Origin of the sequence: Microcoleus vaginatus FACHB-2002 (genome assembly GCF_040004035.1) — a bacterium.
GTDB classification, from domain to species: Bacteria; Cyanobacteriota; Cyanobacteriia; order Cyanobacteriales; family Microcoleaceae; genus Microcoleus; species Microcoleus vaginatus_C.
In genome coordinates this window covers 32,509-58,965 of record NZ_JAMPLN010000004.1, presented here as the reverse complement: position 1 = coordinate 58,965, position 26,457 = coordinate 32,509, and the positions used below count along the sequence as shown (strand labels likewise).

Annotated in this window: 23 protein-coding genes; 16 read left to right on the top strand and 7 right to left on the bottom strand. The window is 44.1% G+C overall.

What is annotated here, in order from left to right; all coding sequences use genetic code 11:
* Positions 1 to 11: 11 nt before the first annotated feature.
* Entirely contained in the window at positions 12 to 1,136 is a 1,125-nt protein-coding gene (gene cas6, locus NDI35_RS04640; protein ID WP_445311693.1) for a CRISPR-associated endoribonuclease Cas6, read from the top strand.
* Positions 1,137 to 1,171: 35 nt separating this feature from the next.
* On the opposite strand, the gene NDI35_RS04635 is transcribed toward cas6, so the two are convergent.
* On the bottom strand, positions 1,172 to 2,608 hold the full coding sequence (locus tag NDI35_RS04635; RefSeq protein WP_445311692.1) for a DUF2079 domain-containing protein: 1,437 nt from the start codon (positions 2,606 to 2,608) through the stop codon (positions 1,172 to 1,174).
* A gap of 9 nt (positions 2,609 to 2,617) precedes the next feature.
* Positions 2,618 to 4,201, bottom strand: coding sequence for a DUF2079 domain-containing protein (locus NDI35_RS04630; protein ID WP_445311691.1), 1,584 nt, complete (start codon positions 4,199 to 4,201; stop codon positions 2,618 to 2,620).
* A 127-nt stretch (positions 4,202 to 4,328) separates the two neighbouring features.
* Between NDI35_RS04630 and dxr the strand changes: the two genes are divergently transcribed.
* Entirely contained in the window at positions 4,329 to 5,519 is a 1,191-nt protein-coding gene (gene dxr / locus NDI35_RS04625) for a 1-deoxy-D-xylulose-5-phosphate reductoisomerase (RefSeq protein WP_333327841.1), read from the top strand.
* Positions 5,520 to 5,876: 357 nt separating this feature from the next.
* Here the strand turns inward: dxr and NDI35_RS04620 are convergent, their stop codons facing one another.
* On the bottom strand, positions 5,877 to 6,389 hold the full coding sequence (locus tag NDI35_RS04620) for a phosphoribosyltransferase (RefSeq protein WP_445311690.1): 513 nt from the start codon (positions 6,387 to 6,389) through the stop codon (positions 5,877 to 5,879).
* 54 nt (positions 6,390 to 6,443) lie between these two features.
* On the opposite strand from NDI35_RS04620, the gene NDI35_RS04615 reads away from it, so the two are divergent.
* A complete protein-coding gene (locus tag NDI35_RS04615) occupies positions 6,444 to 7,193 on the top strand; it encodes a pentapeptide repeat-containing protein (RefSeq protein WP_445311689.1) in 750 nt (249 codons plus the stop codon).
* A 327-nt stretch (positions 7,194 to 7,520) separates the two neighbouring features.
* On the opposite strand, the gene NDI35_RS04610 is transcribed toward NDI35_RS04615, so the two are convergent.
* Positions 7,521 to 7,721 (bottom strand): hypothetical protein, encoded by a 201-nt coding sequence (locus NDI35_RS04610; RefSeq protein ID WP_445311886.1) that lies wholly within the window; start codon positions 7,719 to 7,721, stop codon positions 7,521 to 7,523.
* Positions 7,722 to 8,431: 710 nt separating this feature from the next.
* Positions 8,432 to 8,629, bottom strand: coding sequence for a hypothetical protein (locus tag NDI35_RS04605; protein WP_445311688.1), 198 nt, complete (start codon positions 8,627 to 8,629; stop codon positions 8,432 to 8,434).
* Between the two features lie 425 nt (positions 8,630 to 9,054).
* On the opposite strand from NDI35_RS04605, the gene NDI35_RS04600 reads away from it, so the two are divergent.
* Both NDI35_RS04600 and NDI35_RS04595 read left to right on the top strand, forming a co-directional pair.
* On the top strand, positions 9,055 to 9,273 hold the full coding sequence (locus NDI35_RS04600; RefSeq protein WP_445311687.1) for a hypothetical protein: 219 nt from the start codon (positions 9,055 to 9,057) through the stop codon (positions 9,271 to 9,273).
* 1,019 nt (positions 9,274 to 10,292) lie between these two features.
* Positions 10,293 to 10,478: a hypothetical protein gene (locus NDI35_RS04595; protein WP_445311686.1), complete on the top strand. Its 186-nt coding sequence runs from the start codon at positions 10,293 to 10,295 to the stop codon at positions 10,476 to 10,478.
* 316 nt (positions 10,479 to 10,794) lie between these two features.
* On the opposite strand, the gene NDI35_RS04590 is transcribed toward NDI35_RS04595, so the two are convergent.
* Complete coding sequence (locus NDI35_RS04590; protein ID WP_445311685.1) at positions 10,795 to 10,962, bottom strand: transposase; 168 nt, start codon at positions 10,960 to 10,962, stop codon at positions 10,795 to 10,797.
* 83 nt (positions 10,963 to 11,045) lie between these two features.
* A complete protein-coding gene (locus NDI35_RS04585) occupies positions 11,046 to 11,357 on the bottom strand; it encodes a hypothetical protein (protein ID WP_445311684.1) in 312 nt (103 codons plus the stop codon).
* A gap of 17 nt (positions 11,358 to 11,374) precedes the next feature.
* Between NDI35_RS04585 and NDI35_RS04580 the strand changes: the two genes are divergently transcribed.
* The 11 genes from NDI35_RS04580 to gap all read left to right on the top strand — a co-directional run bounded on the left by NDI35_RS04580 (position 11,375) and on the right by gap (position 26,395).
* Positions 11,375 to 11,581 (top strand): hypothetical protein, encoded by a 207-nt coding sequence (locus NDI35_RS04580; RefSeq protein WP_445311683.1) that lies wholly within the window; start codon positions 11,375 to 11,377, stop codon positions 11,579 to 11,581.
* A 255-nt stretch (positions 11,582 to 11,836) separates the two neighbouring features.
* Positions 11,837 to 12,694 carry a calcium-binding protein gene (locus NDI35_RS04575; protein ID WP_445311682.1) on the top strand — a complete coding sequence of 286 codons (858 nt, stop codon included), beginning with the start codon at positions 11,837 to 11,839 and terminating at the stop codon, positions 12,692 to 12,694.
* Between the two features lie 278 nt (positions 12,695 to 12,972).
* Complete coding sequence (locus NDI35_RS04570; RefSeq protein WP_445311681.1) at positions 12,973 to 15,756, top strand: tetratricopeptide repeat protein; 2,784 nt, start codon at positions 12,973 to 12,975, stop codon at positions 15,754 to 15,756.
* Between the two features lie 24 nt (positions 15,757 to 15,780).
* Positions 15,781 to 19,872, top strand: coding sequence for a tetratricopeptide repeat protein (locus NDI35_RS04565; RefSeq protein WP_445311680.1), 4,092 nt, complete (start codon positions 15,781 to 15,783; stop codon positions 19,870 to 19,872).
* Entirely contained in the window at positions 19,865 to 21,727 is a 1,863-nt protein-coding gene (locus NDI35_RS04560; RefSeq protein WP_445311679.1) for a tetratricopeptide repeat-containing sulfotransferase family protein, read from the top strand. The genes NDI35_RS04565 and NDI35_RS04560 overlap by 8 nt, the downstream gene beginning before the upstream one ends.
* A 42-nt stretch (positions 21,728 to 21,769) precedes the next feature.
* Positions 21,770 to 22,000 (top strand): hypothetical protein, encoded by a 231-nt coding sequence (locus NDI35_RS04555; RefSeq protein WP_445311678.1) that lies wholly within the window; start codon positions 21,770 to 21,772, stop codon positions 21,998 to 22,000.
* Positions 22,001 to 22,021: 21 nt separating this feature from the next.
* A complete protein-coding gene (locus tag NDI35_RS04550) occupies positions 22,022 to 22,411 on the top strand; it encodes a Uma2 family endonuclease (protein ID WP_445311885.1) in 390 nt (129 codons plus the stop codon).
* A gap of 232 nt (positions 22,412 to 22,643) precedes the next feature.
* Positions 22,644 to 23,378, top strand: a complete 735-nt coding sequence (locus NDI35_RS04545) for a glutathione peroxidase (protein WP_445311677.1) — start codon at positions 22,644 to 22,646, stop codon at positions 23,376 to 23,378.
* 204 nt (positions 23,379 to 23,582) lie between these two features.
* Positions 23,583 to 24,554 carry a sodium-dependent bicarbonate transport family permease gene (locus tag NDI35_RS04540; protein WP_445311676.1) on the top strand — a complete coding sequence of 324 codons (972 nt, stop codon included), beginning with the start codon at positions 23,583 to 23,585 and terminating at the stop codon, positions 24,552 to 24,554.
* A 4-nt stretch (positions 24,555 to 24,558) separates the two neighbouring features.
* Positions 24,559 to 24,867, top strand: a complete 309-nt coding sequence (locus NDI35_RS04535; RefSeq protein ID WP_445311675.1) for a P-II family nitrogen regulator — start codon at positions 24,559 to 24,561, stop codon at positions 24,865 to 24,867.
* A 493-nt stretch (positions 24,868 to 25,360) separates the two neighbouring features.
* Positions 25,361 to 26,395 (top strand): type I glyceraldehyde-3-phosphate dehydrogenase, encoded by a 1,035-nt coding sequence (gene gap, locus NDI35_RS04530; RefSeq protein WP_445311674.1) that lies wholly within the window; start codon positions 25,361 to 25,363, stop codon positions 26,393 to 26,395.
* The last annotated feature ends 62 nt before the right edge of the window (positions 26,396 to 26,457 follow it).

Below are 26,457 nucleotides of genomic sequence, written 5' to 3'. Positions count from 1 at the left end.
CACGGCATCTGATGGCAACTTCCCCGAACCGCACCCACAGCAAAAAATCTCCTCCCTCTGGGCTGATTTGGCCGGCTGACACCGAGTTAGTCGGATTAGTGTTTGAATTGACTCCCCGCGCTGCTAGCTATCTGTACGCGCAGTATGCTATAGGTTTGCACGCTTGGTTTTTAGGTCAAGTACAGCAAACTGACCCGGATTTATCGCAACTTTTGCACGATGAACAGTCAGAAAAAGCCTTTACTATTTCGGGATTGGAAGGTGATTTGCTCCCTGGTGGCAAAGAATTTCAGCTTTTGGGCGATCGAATTTATCGCTGGTACGTAACAGGACTTTCAAAGCAAGTAGTGCAGTGGCTGAGTCAGTGGGTGCAAAATTTGCCCCAAGAGATAGATTTGCGAAATGCTCCGCTGCTAATTCGCTCTTGGGATATTGCTTTTGCTCCCACAACTTACCAGCAATTATTAACAGCAGAGCCCCCCTTTTCGCCCACCATCAAACTTAGTTTTGTGACTCCTACAAGCTTTCGTAGCAAAGGTCATCACTTCCCTTTGCCAGTTCCCGAAAATGTTTTTCACAGCTATTTACGCCGCTGGAATAACTTTTCGCGGCTAAATTTTGACCAAGCAGAATTTTTGAATTGGATTGATGAGAATGTAATTATTAGCCGCCACAAATTGGAGTCGCAAAAGGTAGCAGCGGGCAAAAAAGGCATGGTAACGGGGTTCACGGGGGCTGTGGAATTGGGGCTAGGGCGATCGGCTCACAATCGCCCTGATTTTGTACAATTATTTTATGCTTTGGGGCGGTTAGCGCCTTATTGCGGCACTGGCCACAAAACAACTTTTGGATTGGGACAAACGCGAGCACAATGGTTGACACAAGCGCTACCTGAAGTGTCGATACAAAGCGTATTGGCGGCGCGAATAGATGAATTGACACAGAAGTTTATGGCGCACAGAAAGCGTACAGGCGGAAGTCGCGCTGCTGAGATTGCTGAAACTTGGGCGACGATTTTGGCGCGCAGGGAATTGGGGGAATCTTTGTTTGATATTGCTGCTGATTTGGAAATGCCTTATGAAACTGTGAAAACTTACGTGAAGTTGGCAAGAAGGGCTTTGAAAGTGGAGGATTAGCGCGAATTTGTTGACTGTTGACTACTGACTAATGACTAATGACTCTTAGTAAATAGGTATATGTCGTCTCGCTGATATTTTAGTTGAAATTGTGGGGTGTTTTTTAGTTGAGTTACTAGGTTTTTAACAAATTCTCGATCGCTCATCCAGCCAGGATATCTGAGGTTCAGCAATACATAATCAAATTCTGCGAGATTTGCAGGCGGCGCGTTAGCCTGAGTTAATTTTACTACAGGGCGGTGCGCTAAGTGCGGAGCAATCTGAGCATTTGTTAAAACACTGCCTTTGGTTTCAACAAGAGAAATTGCTTCTCTGGTAGCGGGCAAAGTGTCGATGCCATTTAAATAAATAGTCCAAAAATAGCCGTATTTCGCTAAAGCTAAGAAAGCAATCAACGACCAAATTACAAGGACTCTAGGCAATGGATAATTAGGAATTGGCAATCTATCAAATATTGTCTTTCCCTTTTGCTGATTGCTAGCTGCTAAACTGGAAATTACAGCAACCAACAAAAACGGCAATATCGGCACAGAATATTGATGAATTAAATCCCGCTGAGCGGGGATATCGGAAAGAATATTCATCCCCAACATCGGCACAGCACTAATTAAAGATGACAGATGACGCGGGGACAGCCACAAAATTACAGGTAATAGCAATAACGCTAAATATTCAAAAGTATCTAAAGAAAACAAACGCCCTAAAACTAGATTTGGTTTCACTATTAAATTAATAGCAATTTCAAAAACCGAGTTTCCCAAATATTGATATCGCCCGATCCCCGCGTGTTCTCTTCCCTGATTAAAATACGGTATAACTGCCTGAGTAACTACCAGAAACCAACCCGCCCCTAGAAAGAGAGCTATGAGCCCACAATTGCGTTTTTTGTCAAAACACAACAGCCAAAAACCCATCGCAGCCACAGTTAAAGATAGCACGGCTTTGCAGCTCAAAACTAATACAATAGCAGCACAAAACCACAAGGTTTTATTCAGCCTAGCGGCTAAGATTGCTGCTAGCAGTGCTGGTAAAGCAATTACCTCTGGGTGGAAGTCGAAGAGATTGACATTAAATACTGCGGGATAAAGCAGATATACGGCTGAAATTGCAATTGCTTTTTGCTCGTTTAATCCGGCTTGACGTGCCAAACTCCAACTCGGCCAAGCGCCTAAAGCTAGGGAAACAGCTTGCACTAAAAAAAGCCAGTGAACATCTGGATATATTTTGTACACTAAAGCTAGTGGATAGAAAATAAAAGCGGCGTGATCGCCCCAAATATTAATTGCCATTAAAGAGGAAAATGGCGTTTGATTTTGGGATATTAAATAAATTGCTTGGTCAAAAATTGCTAAGTCGAATGCAGTTGACTGAAACAAAGCGTGTCGCGCGCTGCTGGCGGCAAATAAGACTATCGTTGTCACGACAATCATTAAAACTAATGGATGAGATTTTAGGGATTTTAAAGTTAGCATTTTATTGGTTTAATCAGCCCTTCGTTTAAATAGCAGGACTTCGTTTTTTTGATAAGTTAATTTAAAATCGGGAGAAGTTTTAAGTTTATTTGCTAAAGTAGCACCAAGTTTTTCAGTATCAGGCCAGGGATGGCGCAGGTTTAATAATATGTATTGAAATTCAGCTAAATTTGTTTGGGGCGAAATTTGTGACAGCAATTTTACTATTGAGCGGTGGGTAAAGTGAGGGGCAAGTCTATTATCTGTTAAAATACTGCTTTGCGGTTGAACTTGTGCGACTGCTTCGCGTGTAGCTTGCCAGGTATCTAGTCTATTTAGGTACAGATAAAAATCTTTATATTCGCCCACACATAGGAAAATTAGTAATGACCAAATTATCATGATTCTCGGCAATTGAATTCCCTGCCAAAGTTGAGAAATTCGGAATTTTTTAAATTGTGGCAGATTGACCGATGTTAAAAAATGTTGCTTATTTGCTTTATCCTCTTCCTGGTTGCCTTTTATTTCTTCCCTGTTCCTTGTTTCTTCCTTCGCGATTACTGCTAAAAATAAAAATGGAATTACAGGCACTGAATACTGATAGGCTAAGCTGCGTTGAAATGACAAGTCAGAGAGGATATTGATGAGCAGGGTAGGGATGGCAGGAATTAGCGCTGTTAGATATTTTAGGCGTAGTTTGCCAGAAAATGGCAATAGAAGCCAAATCACAGGTAAGGTGAGGAGAAATAAATATTTGAATGTATCGAATGAAAGAATTTTTCCTAATACTAACTGTGGTTTTAATATGAGATTGATGATAATTTCTAGTACGGATTTACCTAAATAGCTGTAGCGCCCGACTCCAGCGACTTCGCTGCCGCTAAAGAAGGGGATGATTTTCTGGGAAGCTATCAAAAACCAAGCTGCACCGAGCAAAAGTGCGATCGCCCCGTACCGTTGCTTTTTTTCGCAAAAAAACAGCCAGAAACCCATCGCAACAACGGTTAGGGACAAAACCGCCTTGCAACTGATAACTAACACAATAGCGGTACAAAACCACACAATTTTATTTAAACGCGCCGCCAAAATTGCTGCCAAAAGTGCGGGTAAAGCGATTACTTCCGGGTGAAAATCAAATAAATTGATGTTAAATACCACCGGATAGAGCAAATAAATCAATGCGATCGCACGCGATTGTTCTTGATTTAAACCTGCCAAACGCGCTAAACTCCACGTAGGCCAAGCCCCCAGGGATAAAGCAACTGCTTGTACCAACAGCAGCCAATGCACATCCGGGGAAATTTTGTACAGCCAAGCTAGCGGATAATAGATTACCGCTGCGTGATCGCCCAAAATATGAATCCCCATTAAAGAAGAAAAAGGCGTTTGGTTTTGGCTGATCAAGTAAATTGCTTGGTCAAAAATTCCCAAATCGAAAGCAGTTGATTGGAATAAAGCGTGCCGTAAACTGCTACACAAAAAGAAAATTGCTGCAGCAGTAGCGATCGCCCAAACCAAACTCGACGGTAGCTGCGATCGACCTTCCTCTATATTTTCGGAGATCGAGACACTGATGTCCTCACGGTCATCAGCAAAATTTTCCCTATTCTGCATGAAATCTGGCACTAGGTGGTCACTCAAAATATGATTCCATCGAATGTGCTTTCCACGCAATAGTTAACCACTAATTTTTATCCCCGCAATCGTAATATTAGAATAATCCACAAAACATTAAAAAATTGTGAAAGCAATAACTCTTCTCGGCTCCACAGGCTCCATCGGCACTCAGACTCTGGATATTGTAGCTCAATACCCCGATCAATTTCGGATTGTCGGGTTAACCGCCGGACGAAATGTAACGTTGCTGGCCCAGCAAATTCGCCAGTTTCGACCGGAAATTGTCGCGATTTGCGACGAAGATCAATTACAGGAATTGAAAGAGGCGATCGCAGATCTCGACCCTCAACCTATTTTACTTGCTGGCGAGTCAGGCGTTGTCGAAGTTGCCCAATACGGTGACGCTCAAGCCGTTGTCACGGGCATAGTTGGCTGCGCCGGTTTGCTGCCAACAATTGCGGCTATCAAAGCAGGCAAAGATATTGCCTTAGCCAATAAAGAAACATTAATCGCAGGGGGCCCCGTTGTCAACCCTTTAATCGAAAAATACGGCGTTAAAATATTGCCTGCTGACTCGGAACATTCAGCAATTTTTCAATGCCTCCAAGGTGTTATGGTTGGCGGGTTGCGACGAATTATTCTCACTGCTTCGGGCGGTTCTTTTCGAGATTTGCCGATCGACAAATTAGCAGGAGTAACAGTAGCCGATGCTTTGAAACATCCGAATTGGTCGATGGGGCAGAAAATCACGATCGATTCTGCTACTTTGATGAATAAAGGATTAGAAGTAATTGAGGCTCATTACTTGTTCGGAATGGATTATGACGACATTGATATTGTCATCCATCCTCAGAGCATAATTCACTCGTTAATTGAGCTGCAAGATACCTCTGTTTTGGCGCAATTGGGATGGCCGGATATGCGCTTGCCGCTGCTTTACGCTTTGTCTTGGCCGGAGCGAATTCATACAGATTGGGAACGGCTGGATTTGGTAAAAGCTGGAGATTTAACTTTCCGAGAACCCGACCACGAAAAGTATCCTTGTATGCAGTTGGCTTATGCGGCGGGACGTGCGGGCGGTTCGATGCCGGCGGTGCTGAATGCGGCAAACGAACAGGCTGTAGCGCTATTTTTACAGGAGAAGATTCAGTTTTTGGATATTCCAAAGTTGATTGAGAAGGCGTGCGACAAACATCAAGCCGATAACTGTGAAAGTCCTGGTTTAGACGATATTTTGGCGGCGGATAGGTGGGCCCGGCAGGAAGTTTTGGCAGATAGTATGGAATTGGGCGATCGGATTCTTTCGGTTCGCTAATGGTATCAGCAGACTTGCACTTACCCACAAGCCCGCCGAGGAATTAATTCCCCGTCTCATAGCTAAAGTTGGTTGAAATTGAGAGATTGCACCATTCTCAAGAACAGGCAAAATGCCTGTTCCACAAAGAGTGAATTTTTTTGTGGGGTGGGCTTCTAGCCCGCCCATAAAAGGCTTATTGAGAATGGTGCAAGATCGGAGTTGAAACAGATTGCCAAACCTTAATAAATATTCAGTTTTCTTTGAGAGGACTTTAGCTATGAGACAGGGGTTGAAACCCCGGACGGACTATGCCAAAAAGTGCAAAATATCCCCCAAACCATGTTAAAAGTTGACCAGATGTTAGCCTTTTATACACTAACTCCCAACTTGCGCCGCCAAATCAGCCGCACTCATCTTTTCGTACATTTCAAAAGGTTGGTGAATCCAAGGATTGTCAGCCAAATAATCTACATAATAATCCGGCTTTGCAACAGAACAAGCCTTGTACCAAAGCACAGCAGTCCGAATTTCCTGAATATCCTCGCCGTAGCGACTGTTGAGCCAAGCGATACCTTGCTCTAAACTAATTCCCGAATCCACCAAATCGTCAACCAGGAGAATGCGGCTGCCCAAATTATCGCCCACCATTGTCAAATCGCGGGCAAACTCGATCGCACCTCGGACATTTCCCTCGGCCCCACCATAGGACGAGGCAGCTAAAATCGCCAGAGGTTTGTCGAAAATCCGCGACAGAGTATCTCCAACCCGCAGCCCTCCCCTCGCCAGACAGACAATTCGATCGAATTTCCACTGAGATTCCTCAATTTTTACAGCCAAATCCTCAATTTTCCGATGGTACTCAGGCCAAGAAACGTAAAGGTCACTCATTCCTAATATTATTGAAATATCAAAGGTATTATTAATTATTTTGGGGAAAATGACATGGATGCAGATGAACTTCTCAGACGGTATGCAGCCGGAGAACGGGTTTTTCACAAAGTAGACCTGAGCGGTGCCCATATGTCAAGGACAAATTTGCGCGATATTGACCTGAGTCACGCTAATTTAAAAGGTGCAAATTCGATCGGCCTCACCCTCTACAGAGCTAATCTGTATCAAGCAGATATCAGCCAAGCCAACCTCTCCCAAGCCAACCTCATGTCCGCTAATTTTGGCGAATGCGAGGCGGTGGGAGCGAACTTGAGCGGAGCCATCTTGCGGAGTGTCCTGTTCAGCGGGGCCGATTTAACGGGGGCGAGTCTCAGGGGTGCAGACATGAGAGATGCAAACCTTCAGGGGGCAATTTTGATTCAAGTTTATGCAGTTAACGCGAACTTGCAAGGTGCAAACTTGACAGAAGTAAAACTTTGCGGAATCAACCTCAGTAAAGCAAATTTAACCGATGCGAACTTAACACAAGCTGACCTCAGCCGTGCTAACTTAACTCAAGCAAATCTGAGTTGGGCAAATTTGACGGAAGCCAATCTGGAAAAAGCTGATTTGAAGGGAGCCGATTTGAGCGGAGCTAACTTGAGCTGTGCAAATCTCCATCGAGCCGATTTGAGCGGAGTTTCCCTTAAGGGAGCAAATCTCCGGGGAGCAAACTTGCATCAAGCTTCTTTGCGCGGGACAAATTTGAATGAAGCGAATCTGAGAGAGGCCATGATGCCTGACGGCACAATCTCTGACTAAATAAGCTGAGAAAATAGAAGTTAAAACCGCAGGGTGCCTGTGGTGCACCCTACATTTAGGCTAATGCCTGATTTTTTTAAGGGGATTTAATTCTGCGTTAATCTCCTGCGCCCAAAAATCGAGAGAAGCCCCGGACTCGTGTTGTGGAGAGGCAAAAATTTTAGAGTCTTGTTCAAGCTCCCAGATTCATCTGTGGAGTAAGTCTAAAATCTCAAATTGTTCGAGTAAGCGGGACTCCACGGTTCGACTGAGTGCTTGCGGAAGTCTAAAATCCAAAATTGACTGACAGTTCATTTAAAGAGAGTGGCCAAAAAAATTGGCGATAATTTAATCTACAACTTTCAGCCAGCCTCGGCGAACGGCGTGGAGCAAGCGGTTAATGGCTGTTTGATCTTCTTCGGTAAGACTGTCATTTAACAGCGCTGTCTTGAGCTGTTGTCGGTGAGTGGGAGTCAGCAGACCGGAGTGATATACCTGAAAGACTAGCTCTGCAATAGTAAATTGAGGTAACAGCGTTTGGGTTGGCATCATGTGTTTTTTCTTTGAACTCACTTTTGACAGTATTGACTGATTTTTCCAAAATTTATGTGATTCAACTACGGGAGTAAATGTGATCGATTGGCTGTTGATGAGTGATTTGTGTCAGCCGAACTTGGGGATCTGATATTTCCTCGATCGCCCTGCTACTTGAAACATAAACCCCGTCCCGATTCCTCGCTTCTGGCAACCCCCACGTCTCTACTTTTGGTTAAGAAACGGTGACAAATAAATTAATATTTATCTATTAATAGATTACTAATCACGGCTAGCGAAATCGCTCGGCTTAATTCAATGTAAAACTTTTAGCGTGTTTAGAAGCCGGCTTTTACCTACATTTACCTAGTTTCTTGGTATGGTCTTTCTTCCGTGTATATACTTAATGACCCGCCCAAAGGCAGATACAAGTTTTCGATAGAAGTCCCCAGCAGCCCAAAATTTTAAGCTCTAGTTTCAGCTCCCAGATTCATCTGTGAAGTCAATCTAAAATCTAAAATCTAAAATCTAAAATCTAAAATCGACTGGCTGCTTCAAATCAAAAATCCCGGCTTCTTCAAGAAACCGGGTCGAGCTTTTCGATCGCAGTACAATTTTTTTTTGAGAGGGTTAATGGAGCGACCTACTCACGAAAATCTTATTGTTGGCAAAGCTTGACAGGAGAGAAAGTAAAAATACTCATCTCAACTTTTTGTGTGAGGGGACTAATCGGAAATCCTGACCCATCCGCGGCGGATGGCGTGCAGCAGGCGGTTGACTGCATCTCTGGCGTCTTCGCTGAGAGCGCTTTGGCAGAGTTCGCGCAGTCCGTGGCTTTGAGTGCGAGTCAGATGGCCTGAATGAGTGACTTGATAGAACAGTTCAGCGATCGCGCGATCAGATTTTAAAGTCAGAGCTTGCATGAAATCTCGTTGAACTCGACTATTATAATATCGAGCATTTGAGAAAAAAGTAGGGTGATTGCAGTCGGCTAAGCTGTGTGATCGTTCTTGGGTCGATTTGTGACCGAAGTCTGCCAGTATAGGTGATTTAAATCACACAAAACCACAGACCTCGATCGCATAAGCTATAATTTGGGTGGTAGCCTCAAGGTTTGACAAAACCTCGAAAAGCGCTGAACACAAGGCTTTGAGTTCCCAAGACCGCCGCGCAGCGGAAGTAAGTCCGCTCAACATCGCAGGCTCTGGACTTGGATAGCTGTGAAACTTTGGGTTTTAGAAACTTGCAACTTGCAGCTCAGGGCATAAAGTTGCGATCGAGGAGCCACGGCCTGAGATACAATAATTATAAATACTTCTATCCCATCTATAGACAGGGAGGTAAAAAAATGATAATGATTAGCTACTTTTCGATTGCCTTAATCGTTTTTCTTGTTTGGTTCAAAAGTTTTTTGAATGATACAGCGACATCTAAAAAAGACGTGATATCTTGGATAGCCTTAATAATGGGGCCTTTGTTTTGGCCTGTTGTTCTGCCCCTATCCCTTTTGCAAATTACCAGCAAAAAGTCTGTTGTAAAAACTGCTCAATGTGAGCAAGAATTATAATAAATTGTGGAAGTAACTGGCTGCAACACAGTCGCTTATCTCGTCCTAAATTATTCGGCGTGCATCGCTCCTGGCAGCGCGTAATTTATCTTGTTTCCTTGTAAAAAAGATCAGCGAGAAGGTAGAATCAAATAAAAATTCTGAATCCTAAAACAGTATTTTTTTACCGCTATCACATTCTGCCTTCTGCTTTTTGCACCCGCCCAAAAACGGATACAAGTTTCCGACAGGAGTTGTTAGCCACCCAAAAATTTAGGCTTTTGTTCAAGCTCTTAGATTCATCTGTGGAATCAATCTCAAATCTCAAATCGTTCAACTAAGCAAGATTGACGCTCGCCCTCGCCGAAGTATCCAATCGACTGATTCCTAAAAGTTATTCTGTCACATCCTGAATTAATGGTGCGGCTCAGTCAAAATTGTTCAGTCAAAATTATTCAGGCAAAATTGTCAGACTCAACTTATCGGACAGCGACCACAACATTTTTTTACTCAAAAATTATTTACTCAAAAATTATCTGCCACCTCAACCAAGCTCAAAATTAATATGTAATCTAACATTGCCTTTTGCTTGCAAAAATATAACTTCCGACATATTTTCGCCTGCAGCTGACCAACTTAAGAATTTTTATACTACCGGCGGCTACGTACCATTAATCGAATGTGGGAAAATCCTGGCTAGGCGTTGAAAAACAGCTAGGCTCTTTGCCCTTTAACCTTTTTCAGCTCCCTTTCATCAAATCGTAGCAGCTCTAAACGGGAAATTGTAGAGTTCGTTTGCGTCCAAATAGCCTAACTCTTACCGCAGTTAGATACACAATTCAAGGCAGAGACTGCAATATGAAATAGGCAACAAAAACAGTTTCAAATCTCAAGTACGACTTATTTTTGGCGATCGCGCCTCATGAGTGTATAACGGGAGCCAGCTAAATTTTTAGGGGTGCGAGATGTTTGGGAACTTCTAAAAAAAAGTGCCGTCACGGTATCCAAATTAGTTATTTGCATAAAAAGTAGGAGTCAAAATGAACCAAGTATCTGAGAAACCAATTTATAGAGTTCTTAATCTATTGTCGCTGCTAGCGCTGAGCTACTATGCAGCTACTTCCATCAATTATATTTTCGAGAGTGACGCTCACATCTACAAGTACGACAGCCAGAGTAATTCCAACGTGTCACCAGCGCAACTAGAAGCACACCGCTCGGAATAAATAGTAGAAATTTTCTCGGAATTAATGCCGAACCAAATTTCGGATAATTTGCTAATCGTCAATGATCAGCTCGAATTTAAGAACAATTAGTAAGCAACTATTGGCTAAAAACTTAATATTTGAACTCACAGGTATTAGCCATCGAATTTACCACAAAAATCAACTATTTAGTCTGTTCTCAACAGAGACCAGAGTGATGAAAGGATGGTAAAGCATTTTCATCAGTAAAAGCCTTAATAGCTTTAGTAATCGCTTCATCAAGAACATTTGAAGGTGGATATGCTTCAGAACGGAAAATCGCTTTGATTTTGGTCCACTACAACTCTATCGGAGATAAATCCGGCGAGTAGGGAGGTAAGAATTTTACCTGGACTCCGATAGATGCCATCAAAAAATTGATGGCTTCAGCATTATCAACAGGTAAATTATTCATAACTACAATTGCGCCAACCCATAACTGGCGCAGGATTCGCCAGCAGCCCAAAGTTTTATATCTTAGTTCCAGTTCCCTGATTCATCTCTGGAGTAAATCTAAAATCTAAAATCTAAAATCTAGTGACCGTACCGTCACAAATCTACCGGCTCACCGTTCATCCCAACTTCACCAAAAGACGGGCGCTGCATTGTGTGATTGTCCGGATGTATGTGGAGCACGGTGGAAATGACCGATTGGGGTTGAAAAACTGGGTTTTTTAGCCAAAATCCTGTATTGAGCGTGAGGGATTTCGGTGGAAACATCAAGGTGATGAGGCTCAAAAGTCCTTCCGGGACTGTGTTGGGATGCACTTTTGATTGAATCCCGCCTCCAGCGTGCACGGGCTTGCTTTCAAAGCCAGTTAAAAAAATTTTGATTTCTGGGGAACTATTGGCAAAAATCAAAAGTCTGGTCAAGTACAGTGTACTTAAAAGAAATCGCAACTCAGTTCCAGCCCCATTGCGGGCGATCGAACTTCCGGGCGATCGACAGTGCCAAAGACCCGGTGCAACTTCTCAATCTTGAGAGCATACTCGGATTAAAAATGGTCTCTGTGTATCTTCCGGCTATTGTTTTAATAATGACTAGCCACACCGACGGTCATTATGGTAAACTCGCAAACGTTTAAGTGGAATATTTTCGTGTTAGAGGAGGCAGTGATGGAGTCGAGAGTCAAAAGCAGGAAACAACCGAGGTTTGCTGCTCAACGAATACAGGATTCAACTCGCGCTCCCAGGCTCGCTGCTGACAATTTAAATTACATGACAGCTTATAGCAGCCGGGTCAATTAGGGTCTCAACCGATGTCCGGTTTCATTTATTGAATCCCTTTGGAGGGAAAAGTGTATTGTAGAAAAATGATTGATCTTTTAGGAGGAGTGTAAATGACACAGGTAACTAATCCAACAACCCCAGCAAGTTCACTACCAGGTGGTGGTGGTGGCGCAACCGTTATCGGGACCACCGATAACAACAGGTTGAACGGCACCGGCGGCGATGATATCATCCTAACTTTTGGGGGCGCAGATGTCATCGCTGGTGGCGGTGGCAACGACCTGATTATTTCCGGAGGCGGAAATGACAGTGTCGGCGGCGGCGACGGCAACGATAATATCTTTTCAGGCAGCGGCGCTGATGTGGTCGCTGGTGGCACAGGCGACGACCGGATCTTTGCTGGTAAAGGGGATGACCTCGTAGACGGCGGTGATGGCAACGACTTGGTTTCTGGCGACAACGGCAACGACACCGTACTCGGCGGAAGTGGCAGCGATACAGTCTTTGGTGGCCGAGGCAACGATATTGTCAGCGGCGGCGACGGCAACGACAGCCTGTTCGGCGGTAAAGACAACGATACAGTCGATGGTGGCTCTGGCAATGACTTTATCTCTGGCGACAGAGGCGCTGATGTCCTGACCGGCGGTGCTGGCAGCGATACGTTCTACTTCTTCTCCAGCGGTGGCGATTATGGCGTAGACACTATCACTGACTTTACCCCAGGCGAAGATAAGATCCGCTTGAAGCAGGGCGGTGTGTTCGCTGGTTTGGGCAGCAGCTTCGAGGCAAGCGAGTTTGTCGTCGTTTCTGGTTTCAACGCAGCCAACGCAGGAGCAACCGGGACGAACAAGTTGGTCTACGACCCAACAAACGGTACGTTGTACTTCAACGGCAGCAACGGAGTGCTAACTGTTGCTCAGTTGCAGCCTGGCCTGACGATTACCTCGAACAGCTTCGAGCTGTTCTAAAACAACTGACAGTTGTGGGGCGGCACCGGATAAGATTCGGGGCTGTTCTCACAAAGCCGGTAGTTTTAAAGCATTTCAACCTCACTCTGCTACAAGCGGGGTGAGGTTGAAATATTCAATGCAGGAACTGAAGCAGGGGCAGTTAAAAAAAAATTGATCGACAGTTATTGATAAAATTAATCGATCGCCCGATCGGGCAAAATATAAATACAAAGTTTTGAAATTAGAATTTCTAGGTTTTACTGAAGCGGTAAAGAAACCGCAACTGCTGGCTAGCAATGAGTACTGAAGAATATATCCGGCAAGCCAAAATTTATTTGAACCGGGGGAAGTTAACTGAGGCGATCGATTTTTGCAAAAGGGCGATCGAACTTCAACCGTTTTCGCCCTCGGCTTACACGACTTTAGGCGAAATTCTCGAAGCTCAAGGCGATCCGACGGCGGCAAGAGACGCTTTTGTGCAAGCTTTGGAGATTTCGCCAAAGTTTTTTCTGGCTCATGCTTATTTGGGTCAACTTTACAGCGACTATGCGTGGCTGGATGAGGCGGTTTTTCACTACCGACAAGCTGTGGATTTGAAACCAGACTGGGCGGAACTTCATTATAACTTGGGAAATATTTTTCACAAGCAGGGTAATTTGTTGGGGGCGATCGACTGTTACCGAAATGCGATCGCCAAAAAACCCGATTATCTCGATGCTTTCTACAATCTGGCTGTGGTTTTAGATGAAAATAGTCAGCTCGAAGCGGCAATGGATACCTACCAACAGGTGATTGCTCTGAAGCCGGATTACGTGGAAGCTTACAGCAATCTGGGTGTGATTTTGCTCAAGGAGGATCGGGCTGCTGAGGCGATCGAGCTTTACGAGCGGGCGATGGAGATTAAGCCGGATTGGGCAACGCTGCACAATAATTTGGGTCAAGCCTTGCTGGACAAAAGTCCGGAAAGGGCGATCGCATCTTACCTCACAGCTATTGAGTTGGAGCCGGACATGGTTTTGGCTCACTACAATCTGGGGAAAGCGTGGCAATTACAGGGGGAACATTCGGCGGCGCTTGCTTGTTTCGAGCGCGCGATCGATCTCAATTCCGACTATATTTCGGGCTATACAGACGCCGGGTTTTCTTTGATGGTTTTGGGCAAAATTGCGGAAGCCATGCCTTATTTTGAGCGAGCAATAGCTTTGAGGCCTGATTTTGTTGAGGCCTACTGCCGCTTGGGAGACAGGCGCAGAGTTGCGGCGGTAGAAGATGATGAATTGTCAAGGGCGATCGCTGCGTGCGATCGATTTCTCACAGCACTAACTGGAAGGAAGAAGGAAGAAGGAAGAGGGAAGAAGGAAGAAAAAGAAACTATTCCCAATGCCCAATGCCCAAGGCCCAATGCCGAATTACCAATTGCTGAAATTTGCGACAATTTAGCCGAAATTTACTTGCATTTGGGAAATGCTCTAACAGAGTACGGCGGGCACGAATCTGCCGCCACTTATTATCAAAAAGCTTTGCAAATTCAGCCCAAAAATGCAGAGCTTTACTGGCGGGTGGGAAATTCCTTAGCCCAGCAACAGCGGTTCAGCGCAGCAATTGCAGTTTACCGCATGGCTTTGACGATTCAACCTGCTTTACCGCAGGTTTATTTTGAGTTGGCAAAACTGCTGGAAAAACAGGGGCGCTGGGAACGGGCGATCGATTATTATCAAAAAGTTTTAGAGCTGCAATTGCACGGTTATGGGAATCAGAAAGAGTGGAAAAAAAAGAGTTTTATCTTGCCAGATAGCACTTCTATAAAACCTCCTAACGGTATTTATTTATCGAGCTGGGATTGGCTGGTTAATGCTAAGTTGGAGGCTAACAATTATGTAGAAATTTTTTGGAAATCTGCAGCAGAAGCAAGTGCAGAAAATATTCCAAATTACCAATTTGCGAGATCCAATTCCAAATTGGCAAATTCCGATTGTGCCGGGTTAACTTGCGGGCTGTGTTTGCAGCGACTTTCTAAGTGGTTCGATCCGGTGCATTTGGGTTGGGGAGTGTGCCGTTTGTCCAACTCGCAACCGCTACCTGTGGAGTCGCCCAAGACTTTTGTGGCGGCAATTCCCAACGGGCGAGTTTGGATTGTGCCGCAGGAAAATTATTGGCTGATTTGCAAGGCGATCGCTGTAATTACTCCTGACAATTATTTGTTGGCTGATGTGTCGAGAGATTATCCGGGCTTTTTACCTGGATGCGAAAAGCATGATGTTAGAAAACACAGCGTTTTTCAGTTAGAATCCTTTCCAGGTTTAAAGCAAATTGACGGCAGGGTGGCGGTGCTTTCTGGTTTGTCGGGAAATGTCTATTTTCACTGGATGGTGGACGTTTTGCCGAGGATAGAATTGCTGCGGCACAGCGGTAGGGATTTGGCGGAAATTGATTGGTTTTTGGTGAATAGTTGTCAGCACCAATTTCAGCGGGAAAGTCTGAGAATTTTGGGCATTTCTGAAGAGAAAGTCTTGGAGAGCGATCGCTTGCCTCATATTCAAGCAACCGAGTTAATTGTGCCATCTTTTGCGGGATATTTGGGCTGGCCTTCTGGGTGGGCGATGGATTTTTTGAGGCGGGAGTTTCTCAAGGGAATTATAACTAGTTCGAGCTATCCCAAACGCATTTATATCAGCCGCAGCAAAGCAAGATACCGACGAGTTTTGAACGAGGAAGATGTGGTTGAGGTTTTGGAGAACTTTGGCTTTGTTTCTATTTTACCTGAGTCCCTGTCTTTGGCAGAGCAAATTGCTCATTTTTACCACGCTGAGGTGATAGTGGCTGCCCACGGCAGCGGCTTGACAAATACAATTTTTTGTAGGCAGGGAACTAAAGTAATTGAGTTGGTGTCGCCTCACTATATCAGCCATTATTACTGGGGAATCAGTCAATATTTGCAGTTGGAACATTACTTTTTAACGGGCGAGGCTTTTGAATGCTATCCTATTAGACAGTTGATGTATCAGAATTCCCTGACTGAGGATATTTTAGTGAACTTGAGTTTGCTGAAAAAGATGGTTGAGGTGGTGGGTTTGGGTTAGTTGGTGTCTGGAGCAAGTTTAATTATGCCCTCGATTGAGAAGATGGAAAAGGCAGCGGTTGATTTGAGTCGGCAAGCAGAAGTTTATTTAGCCGAAGGAAAGTTGAATGAGGCAGTTGCTGCTTGCGAGTCAGCGTTGAAAATTGAACCGAATTTGGCGGCAGCTTGCCAGACGCTGGGAAAGGTGATGCAGGTTCGAGGTGAAATCGAGCAAGCTAAGCATTGGTATGAAAGGGCGATCGATCGCAATCCAAATTTGCCGGAAGTTTATGCTAATCTCGGCATTTTGTATTCTCAAGAAACACAGTGGGAAAAGGCGATCGCCAATTGTGAAAAAGCGATTTCGCTAGCGCCTAATTTTGCTGCTGTTTACCGACAGTTGGCGAGAATTTGGACGCAGTTAGAGAAGCCAGAAGAGGCGGCAGACTGTTGGTATCAAGCTTTTAATATCGAGCCGAATTGGGCAACTGCTGAGGAGCACGTGACTCTAGGAAATAGTTTGGTTGAATTGGGAAAGTTCGATCGCGCTATGGAGTGTTATTCGCGGGCAATTAAGTTAAACCCAAAACTAGCAACAGCTTATCACAATTTGGGGGAAATGCTGGTCGGGGAGAAACGGTGGGATGAGGCGATCGCCAATTACCGACAAGCGATTGCCATCAATCCAAATTCGTTTGAATCTTACCACAGTTTGGGTAAAACTTGGGCGGAGCGAGGAGAATTGGATCGGGCGATCGCCTGTTACAACAAAAGCCTCGAACTCAATCCCAAATACGCTCGTGCTTACGTGGGTTTAGGTAATGTTTTCGCGCAAAAACAGGACTTTGATGCAGCCATTAAATGTTACCGTCAGACTCTAGAGATTAATGATAGTTCCTACTGGGCATACAATTGCTTAGGAGACGCTTTGGCTCAAAAACAACTGTGGCCCGAAGCTATTAGTTGCTACCGCAAAGCTATTGAAATAAATCCAAATATTCCTTGGTTTTATGTCAATTTGGGAATTGCCTTCACCTGCGAAAAATCCTGGGATGAAGCTGTGGCTGCTTTCCTGCACGCGGTTCAGATTGAGCCTAATTTGACGGGAATTAATCAGAGATTGGGATATGTTTTGCGGAAGCGGAGCGAATCGGGTTTAGACAGCACAATCGAAACTTATTGTCAAGCTATTGAGGTACTTGCAAGCGGGAAAATTTACCACAAATTGCTGGGAATTGAGTTAGATGGAGCAGAGTTTTATATAAATTTAGGCAATAGTTTAGCGAAACAGAAGCAGTTGGAAGGTGCGATCGTATTTTATAGCATGGCACTGCAAATTGAACCCAATGCTGCGGAAGTTGTCGCCCAACTCCATGATGTTCGGGCGAAACAACAGGAGTTGTACACACAAATTGCCGCTTACCGCCGCCAAATTGAAATCGATCCGAGCAATTCTAAGCCTTACAACGATTTAGGAAATATTTTACCGCAATTAGGCGAATTAGAAGAAGCAATTATTTGCCACCAAAAAGCAAGCAAATTGAGGGGTTGGCCTGAGTGTGCGGCTAAAGATTATCAATTTACCCAAGATTGGTTTACCCACAATATTCCTATTTGGCAACGGCATTTGCAGGAATTTACTGGAATTGCGGAATTTCAAGTAGTGGAAATCGGCAGTTTTCAGGGAATGTCGGCTTGCTGGCTGCTGGATAATATTTTAACTCATCCGACGGCAAAGATTACTTGTATTGATTTGTATTTTCAACAACATTTTAAGGGCAATATTGTTAAAACGGGAGCAGCAGATCGGGTAATTGAATTAGAAGGTTACTCTCAAGATTTGTTAGTTAATTTGGCTTCCGAATATTACGATGTTGCTTACATTGACGGCTGTCACAAACCCACCAGTGCTCTGCAAGATGCGATTTTATCTTGGAGGTTGGTGAAAGTTGGGGGATTGATGATTTTCGACGATTACGAGTTTACGTTTCCCGACAGCCCGGAGCAAGATACTAAAATTGGGATAGATGTTTTTTTGGAAATGTTTGGAAGTCAGTTAGAAGTAGTACACAAAGGCTATCAACTGATTGTTAAAAAAATCGGCAATCAAAGTTTGGGCGAAGAGCAAACTCTGTTGGCTCTGGGTTGGGAAAAGTTGGGGGATATTGCGGCAAATGCGGGTTATTTGGATGAGGCGAGTGCCCGCTATCAAACAGCTATTAAAATTAAGTCGGGCAACTACTTAACTTACCACAAGTTGGGTAAAAGTTTGCAAAATAAAGAACTATTTGACGAAGCTAGGGCAGCTTACCAACGGGCGATCGCACTCAACCCTAATTTTAGTTGGGCTTACCACTTTTTGGGGGAAACTTTACAGGCGATTGAGGAACACGGCGACGCCGCTGCTGCTTACCGCAAAGCTATTGAGTTAAATCCCGATTTTTGTTGGACTTACAACAATTTAGGCGATGTGCTGATGGAGCTTTCTGAGTGGGAGGAAGCTGCTGTTGCTTACCGCAAGTTAGTTGAACTAAATCCCGATTTTTGTTGGTCTTACGATAGATTAGGTAAGGCTTTGATTGCACTGGAACATTGGGAAGAAGCGGCGGTGGCTTACCGCAAAGCTATTGAATTAAATTCCCATGATTGTTGGCTGTACAATGCTTTGGGAGAAGTTCTGGAATCACAAGAAAATTGGCCCGAAGCAGCAGTGGCTTTTGGGCGTGCTATTGAGCTAGAACCTGAGCATAGTTGGCTGTACAAAAAGTTGGGTGATGCACTGCGGAATCAAGGGGAATTGGAAAGGGCGATCGCCATTTATGAAAAAGGCCTCAATCTCGACCCAAAATCCTGTTGGTGTTACGAAGGATTGGGTTTGAGTTTAATTGCCAAACAGCAGTGGGAACCTGCAATCACTAATTTAGTTCAAGCCCTGCAAATTAAACCCGATTTGTTTGATGCTTACGATAATATAGGTTATGCTCTCGAACAACAAGGAGAAGTCGATGAGAGCGAGCGGGCAAAATGCAGTAATCAAAATTTACCCTTAAGTATTCTCAAAAAATACTGTGGATTTACAGAAGATTTGACCGTTGCAGCAGAATCCAATCCCAACCTCACCTGCATTGACATCCATCCTGCGAGTCAAATCAATTTATCGGATTCCAAAACAAGCGATAGCAGCCGCAGATTCTGGGAACATCAAAGTCATTCAAGAAAAGCTTTTGTTGCCGTATTGCCAAACGGAAGAGCTTGGGCCGATGTTGTGACTACCGCTGTGATTACTTCAGACAATAAACTTGTTGCTGATATTTCAATGGGCTGTTCTGAATTGGTAATCACTTCCGACAAATTGCCTCCCGCTGAACACGTCGATGGAAATGTGGCTTTTTTATCTGCTCGCTGGGGTGGAGCAGCTTATTTTCATTGGATGTTTGATGTGATTACGCGATTTGACCTTTTGCAGCGGAGCGGATTGATAGAAACTATAGATAAGTTTGTTGTCAATGCCTCGGATTCTTCCTATCAAGCAGAAACTTTAAATAGTTTAGGAATTCCTCAAGAAAAAGTTTTAGAAAGTCGCTGCAATTTACACATTACGGTCGATAAATTAATAGTTCCGTCAATATCTTATGACGGATCGGGAGCGGTTTCTAAATGGAAGTGTGACTTTCTCAAACAGACATTTTCAAATGAACCACCCCCAAGAAATACCGACTATTCAGAGCGAATTTATATCAGCCGCCAAAAAGCATCGTACCGGCGAATCGTCAACGATGAAGAGGTAATTAAATACTTAGAAAAATTGGGGTTTCGCAGTGTCAAGTTGGAAATGATGTCAGTAGCGGAACAAGCAGCGTGTTTGGCTGCTGCTAAAGTGGTTGTCGCACCTCACGGAGGGGGGTTGACTAATCTAGTTTTTTGCAATCCGGGAACTAAGGTAATTGAAATTTTTTCTCCTCTTTACGTGCCGCATTGTTATTGGATGATTAGCAATTTGTGCGGTTTGGAACATTACTATGTAATTGGCGATTTGGTTGATGATGGAACTCCTACAAAACCGTTACATAAAGATATGCGGTTGGATTTGAGCTCGCTAGAAAAATTAATGTCTATTGCAGGAGTGTTGCATGGATAATGACTACCACAATATGGGGAATTCCCTGCAAGAAAGCGGTCGATTTGATGAGGCTGTTGCTGCTTACAAAAAAGCTATTGAATTAAATCCCAATTTTTCGTGGTCTTATCACAGTTTGGGCGATGTTTTGCTGAAACTTGAAAAATGGGAGGAAGCTGTCGCTGCTTACAAAAAAGCGGTTGAGTTAAATCCAGATTTTTCCTGGTCTTATCACAATCTGGGCGATGCTTTGCTGAAACTTCGGCGATGGGAAGAAGCTGCTGCTGCTTACCGCTGCGAGATTGCACTCAACTCGGATTTTGCTTGGTCTTTTTGCAATTTAGGGGACGCTTTAACTAAACTCAAACAGTGGGATGAAGCTATCACCACGTATTTAAAAGCTGTTGAAATTGACAGACATTTGCCGGGAATTTACGACAAGTTAGGATACGCTCTCGGACAAACAGAGTGGGATATAAACTTAGTATTAGAACAATCTCAATTGCAAATTGCACCGGAAAATTGGGATTTTTATTTGCAGTTAGGAAAGAATTTAGCCAAGTACGATCGCCCAAAAAGCGCAATAATTCTTTACAACTCGCTATTGACAAATATGCCGAGTCATGAATGCAACTCAGCGAAATTAGAGGAGTTGTTGCAGCAGCAAGAAAAGTGCGTTAGCGAAGCCCTCGAAGAGGATCGCGCATTAGCCTTATCTCGCGCAACTGTCGCCCAAAAACCAGATGATTGCTGGTCTTACTACAATTTAGGTGCTGTTTTGAGCCACCAAAAATATTGGGAGGAAGCGGCGGCGGCATTTTTCCAAGCAATAAAAATAAATCCCGATCTTCCTTGGTGGTTTTATTACAATTTGTGGGAAGTTTTTGTTAGGCAAAACAAGCTGGATGAAGTTGAGAACTTGTACCGCGAAGTTGTTGCAGCTAAACCGGAGGCTTTTTGGCCTTATCTGAATTTGGGAGAAGCTTTGACGAGGCAAGGTAAAATTGCCGAGGCGATTGATTTTTATCGAACTGTCAGTTTTAAACAAAGTTTTGCATCTATTATAAGTTATAGAACAGGCAAGATGCCTGTTTTACAAGCAGATACAGGCAAGATGCCTGTTCTACAAAATTGGAACTTAAAACCCGTCCAATTTCCTAACTTTATAATTATTGGTTCTCAGCGGTGCGGCACAACTTCTCTTTATACTTATTTAGCCCAACACCCGCAAATTTTGACTCCAATTAAAAAGGAGATGGATTTTTTCTCGTGGCACTTTGACAGAGGGATTGATTGGTATTTGGCTCATTTTCCGCCAATGCCTCGGGGAGAGCAATTTGTAACTGGTGAAGCAAGCCCAAGCTATTTTGACTCTCGCGAAGCACCGGAACGGCTCTACAGCCTGTTTCCAGAGGCTAAACTGATTGTACTGTTGCGAAATCCGGTCGATCGGGCGATTTCTCAATTTTACCGCTTGACTGGCTTAAATTGGGAAGCGCGATCGCTCGATCGAGTAATTAGCGATGAAATTGAACGGTTGAATCAAAATCCCGAATACATCATCGGCGAGGAACCGGGGAATTATTTAGCTCGCGGTAGGTACATAGAATTTATCAAAAACTGGCGGACTTTCTTTCCCCAAGAACAGTTGTTAATTGTGAAAAGCGAAGATTTTTATGCAGATACGGCGGGTATAGTCCAGCAGGTTTTAGAATTTTTAGATTTGCCGGAATATCAATTGTCTGAGTACCAAAATGCTAATCCCGGTTCTTATCAGCGGGTAAATGAATCGGTTCGCGACAGGTTGAGCGATTATTTCCGACCTTACAATCAAGAATTAGAGGAATATTTGGGGAGGCAGTTTGATTGGGAATAAAGTTGAGCTAAGATTAGAACAACTTGTAAGGAGGTAATACCAATGCTGACGAGCGAGCTAGATACATTACTTAAAGAACAAGCACTCCAACGCCAAGATCCTGAAGAGCGCTACATCACGGATAGGGCAAACTGGGAACAATACGAAACACTGCTAAATCGAATAGGAGATGCTGCGGGATATCGAGTGACTTATTTAGATGGAGTTTTGGAAATTATGTCGCCTTCTCGCCACCATGAAAGTCGCAAAACTGGCATTGGAAATCTGCTATAAATTTACTTTGTATAAGCTGAAATCGAATATTTTCCTTTTGGGTCTACAACTCTGCGACAAGAGGAAAAAAGTGGCGGTACGGAACCAGATGAAGCTTACTGTATTGGCACAGATAAAGAATTTCCCGATTTGGTAATTGAAGTCATTGTTACCAGTGGCAGCATCAATAAACTAGAACTGTATAGAAGGTTGAATGTGCGAGAGGTTTGGTTCTGGCGAAATGACCGATTTTCTATCTACCATTTGCGAGAAGAAATTCCGGTTGAATTCGTGTCCAACTGCGGTTATGAATTAATCACACAAAGCGAATTGCTACCGGGAATTGATATCGATATGTTGAGAGAATGTGTAAAAAATCCTCACCCGTTAGCAGCAGCAAAGGAATGGAGACAGAATTGCCGACCTACTTAAACAGCAAGTTTTAAATCTGCTAGCTGTCGCAAAGACAATGAACTGAGCTCGCGCGCGCCGCGAGATTGATTCGGACTAGGATTCAAACTATCGTCGCAAAGACAATGAACTGAGCTCGTGCGCGCGCCCAAGTCCGAGAAAAAAACTCGCCTCCCCTTGACAACTCATACTCGTTATGAGTACGCTATAATAAGCAAAGGAATTGAACCCAAGTACCCAAAAATTTAAAATCATGCTGACGAACCAAGAAGGTCAAAGAGTACCCAAAGTCACCTTTCGCACTCGCAAAGACAACGAGTGGGTGGATGTCACCACCGATGATATATTTGCAGGTAAAACCGTAGTAGTGTTCTCGCTGCCAGGAGCTTTTACGCCCACTTGTTCGTCAACGCACCTCCCCGGTTACAACGAATGTGCCAAAGTTTTCAAAGAAAATGGCGTAGATGAAATAGTTTGTATTTCCGTCAACGACACCTTTGTGATGAACGAGTGGGCAAAAGACCAAGAATCAGACAATGTGACGTTAATTCCCGACGGTAACGGCGAATTTACCGAAGGCATGGGAATGCTGGTAGACAAAACAGATTTAGGCTTTGGCAAGCGGTCTTGGCGTTATTCGATGCTGGTAAAAGATGGCTTGGTTGAAAAAATGTTTATTGAGCCTGATGAACCGGGCGACCCTTTCAAAGTGTCCGATGCCGAGACGATGCTCAACTACATTAACTCCGCAGCAGCCAAGCCGAAGGTAGTTTCGCTGTTTACAAAAATCGGCTGTCCCTTCTGCGCTAAGGCTAAGGCACTGCTGAGTAAACATGGCTTTGATTATGAAGAAATCGTCTTGGGCCGGGAGATCACAACTCGATCGCTCCGGGCTATGACTGGGGCTACAACTGTGCCGCAAGTATTTATCGACGGCAAGTTGATCGGTGGTTCCGAAGCCCTAGAGTCTTATTTGGCAGTTGCTTAGTTAAACAACAATAACTTAGCCTGCGGGTGCACAGTCCACACCTTACTCGTTGTACGGTGCGTACTGTGCGCCTTTGCCGTATTTGGGGGTATTTAGCCCGATCGAGCTTTGGCGTCCAAAGTTCGATCGGTCTATTGATCCATTCTCGTGCCACAATTACTGGGGAAGTAATATCAAAAACGCAAGAAATGGGAGTTACCTATCGTGGATTTGAGTTTAGTAGCGTCAAATATCTTAAATCCCCCAATATTAGCTTTTTTCATGGGAATGCTGGCAATTTTTCTCAAATCTGATTTAGAAATTCCAGCGCCCATCCCCAAACTGTTTTCGCTGTACCTGCTGTTTGCGATCGGATTTAAAGGTGGCGTCGAACTGTCCAAAAGCGGAATTGACCAGCAAGTTGCCCTGACAATTGTGGCAGCGATGCTGATGTCAATGCTAGTACCCGTTTATACTTTTTTCATACTGAGGATAAAACTCGACTCCTACAATGCCGCCGCGATCGCAGCCACCTACGGTTCCATCAGCGCCGTCACATTTATCACCGCAACCTCCTTCCTCACAGCACAGGGGATCGACTTTGACGGTTACATGGTAGCCGCGCTAGCATTAATGGAATCCCCAGCAATTATAGTCGGTCTCATTCTAGTCAGTGTATTTGGCGGGGAAGAAGGAAAACGCGAAATAGTTTGGCCAGAAGTGTTGCAAGAAGCATTCCTAAACAGTTCAGTTTTTCTACTGATTGGCAGCCTAATTATGGGCATAATGACAGGAGAACATGGTTGGGAAGTTATGAGTCCGTTTACTCAAGACTTGTTTTACGGGGTTTTGACTTTTTTCTTGCTAGACATGGGGCTGGTTGCCGCTAGCAGAATTAAAGATTTACAAGAAGCAGGAGTTTTTCTGATCGGCTTTGCAATCCTAATTCCCATAGTCAACGCAGTAATTGCTTTGGTAATAGCCAAATTAATCGGAATGCCGCAGGGAGACACTTTGCTGTTTGCCGTATTGTGCGCCAGCGCTTCTTATATAGCAGTACCAGCAGCCATGCGCCTAACTGTTCCCGAAGCGAATCCAAGTCTTTACATTTCAACTGCCTTAGCAGTGACATTTCCATTTAATATCATTGTAGGCATTCCCCTGTATCTATACGGAATCAATATGTTTTGGAGGTGAGATGATGGAGTCAGTCAAAAGAGTAGAAATCATAGCCCACTCAGTAGAACTCGGCAAGATTTTAGACGGTTTAGACAAAGCTGGCGTACCCGGTTATTCGGTGATTCGTGATGTCGCGGGAAAAAGCACCAGGGATCACGTTTCCCGCAATTCCTCAATGACGGCGCTGGATAACATTTATGTGCTTGCTTTTTGTTCACCAGCTCAAGTTTCAGCAGTTGCAGAAAACATTAGACCGGTGCTCAATAAATTTGGTGGGTCGTGTTTTATTTCTGATGCGGTGGAATTGCTAATTACTAGGTGTGTCGGGTAGTCATTACTGATTAGTCATGAGTCATGATTCATTAGTGATTATACCAATTCGGAAAAGTAGAGCTACAGATAGATTGTAGGCCATAGGTGTATGGACACGGCATTGCTGTGTCCTTCCGCGTATCTGCGGCTTTAATCTTAGGCTGTCGCCCCGACAATCGCCACTGGTGATAATGCCAATCCGTTTCGGCTTTTGGATAAGTTTTTTATTATTACTTTAGCCTGATTAAAAAAATGCAATTTTGGAAATAATTTCTGTCTATTATAGCACTTTTACAATTTGAGAAAAATCAGCCCTTAGCCATTAGTCAGCGGTTATTTCAGCATTAATTGCCCTTCCCAGCCGAGGCAGAATTCAGAATTCTTAAGAGATAGAAAAGAATCAGTTGCCAAAATCCTTTAGCGTGGTAAATTCTAAGCCACAACAGGCGATCCTCTTCGAGGGCTTCGCTAACGCCCGATCGACTAACGATATTTTCAATAGGAGTTTAAACATGGCTGCATTAAAAGTTGGCATCAACGGATTTGGCCGCATCGGACGGCTAGTCATGCGTGCCGGCATCAAAAACCCCAACATCCAATTTGTCGGCATTAACGACTTAGTTTCGCCAGAAAACCTGGCTTATCTTTTCAAATACGACTCCACCCACGGCATTTACGACGGCGAAGTTGAAAGCAAACCAGACGGGATTGTTGTTGACGGAAATTTTATCCCCTGCACATCGATTAGAAATCCTGCCGAATTGCCCTGGGGTAAATCCGGCGCAGATTATGTTGTAGAATCTACCGGATTGTTTACAGATTTTGAAGGCGCATCAAAACACTTGACGGCGGGAGCAAAACGAGTAATACTTTCAGCACCGACAAAAGACCCGGAAAAAGTTCCAACTTTTCTAGTAGGCGTCAACCACCACAAATTTGACCCGGCAAAAGATACGGTTGTTTCTAATGCTAGCTGTACGACGAATTGTTTAGCACCAATTGCCAAAGTAATCAACGATAACTTCGGTTTGGAAGAAGGTTTAATGACGACAGTTCACGCAATGACAGCTACTCAACCAACTGTAGACGGCCCCAGCCAAAAAGATTGGCGGGGAGGACGCGGTGCGGCTCAAAATATTATTCCATCTTCGACCGGTGCAGCAAAAGCTGTTACTTTGGTGTTGCCAGAATTGAAAGGAAAATTGACTGGAATGGCTTTGCGGGTGCCAACTCCCGACGTGTCTGTAGTTGACCTTACTTTCAAAACGGCGAAGGAAACTAGCTATAAAGAAATTTGCGAGGCAATGAAAAAAGCTTCGGAGGGCGGCGAACTCAAAGGCATTCTTGGATATACTGAGGATGCGGTGGTTTCGACAGATTTTCAGGGCGACGCGCGATCGAGCATTTTCGATGCAGGTGCGGGAATTGAACTGAATTCTAAGTTTTTCAAAGTTGTTTCCTGGTACGACAACGAGTGGGGCTATTCTAGTCGCGTGATTGACTTAATGCTGTCTATGGCCGAGAAAGACGGAATTTTGAATAATTAATTTTTTTGGGGGTGGCATTTTGGGCGGGCTCGCGTGCCAACCCCACAAACAAATTCCTATGA

Excerpts from the sequence above, each read along its gene's own strand:
- cas6 (WP_445311693.1), top strand. The coding sequence starts at position 12 with ATGGCAACTTCCCCGAACCGCACCCACAGCAAAAAATCTCCTCCCTCT.
- NDI35_RS04635 (WP_445311692.1), bottom strand. The coding sequence starts at position 2,608 with ATGCTAACTTTAAAATCCCTAAAATCTCATCCATTAGTTTTAATGATT.
- NDI35_RS04630 (WP_445311691.1), bottom strand. The coding sequence starts at position 4,201 with ATGCAGAATAGGGAAAATTTTGCTGATGACCGTGAGGACATCAGTGTC.
- NDI35_RS04620 (WP_445311690.1), bottom strand. The coding sequence starts at position 6,389 with ATGAGTGACCTTTACGTTTCTTGGCCTGAGTACCATCGGAAAATTGAG.
- NDI35_RS04615 (WP_445311689.1), top strand. The coding sequence starts at position 6,444 with ATGGATGCAGATGAACTTCTCAGACGGTATGCAGCCGGAGAACGGGTT.
- NDI35_RS04610 (WP_445311886.1), bottom strand. The coding sequence starts at position 7,721 with ATGCCAACCCAAACGCTGTTACCTCAATTTACTATTGCAGAGCTAGTC.
- NDI35_RS04605 (WP_445311688.1), bottom strand. The coding sequence starts at position 8,629 with ATGCAAGCTCTGACTTTAAAATCTGATCGCGCGATCGCTGAACTGTTC.
- NDI35_RS04600 (WP_445311687.1), top strand. The coding sequence starts at position 9,055 with ATGATAATGATTAGCTACTTTTCGATTGCCTTAATCGTTTTTCTTGTT.
- NDI35_RS04595 (WP_445311686.1), top strand. The coding sequence starts at position 10,293 with ATGAACCAAGTATCTGAGAAACCAATTTATAGAGTTCTTAATCTATTG.
- NDI35_RS04575 (WP_445311682.1), top strand. The coding sequence starts at position 11,837 with ATGACACAGGTAACTAATCCAACAACCCCAGCAAGTTCACTACCAGGT.
- NDI35_RS04570 (WP_445311681.1), top strand. The coding sequence starts at position 12,973 with ATGAGTACTGAAGAATATATCCGGCAAGCCAAAATTTATTTGAACCGG.
- NDI35_RS04565 (WP_445311680.1), top strand. The coding sequence starts at position 15,781 with ATGCCCTCGATTGAGAAGATGGAAAAGGCAGCGGTTGATTTGAGTCGG.
- NDI35_RS04560 (WP_445311679.1), top strand. The coding sequence starts at position 19,865 with ATGGATAATGACTACCACAATATGGGGAATTCCCTGCAAGAAAGCGGT.
- NDI35_RS04555 (WP_445311678.1), top strand. The coding sequence starts at position 21,770 with ATGCTGACGAGCGAGCTAGATACATTACTTAAAGAACAAGCACTCCAA.
- NDI35_RS04545 (WP_445311677.1), top strand. The coding sequence starts at position 22,644 with ATGCTGACGAACCAAGAAGGTCAAAGAGTACCCAAAGTCACCTTTCGC.
- NDI35_RS04535 (WP_445311675.1), top strand. The coding sequence starts at position 24,559 with ATGGAGTCAGTCAAAAGAGTAGAAATCATAGCCCACTCAGTAGAACTC.
- gap (WP_445311674.1), top strand. The coding sequence starts at position 25,361 with ATGGCTGCATTAAAAGTTGGCATCAACGGATTTGGCCGCATCGGACGG.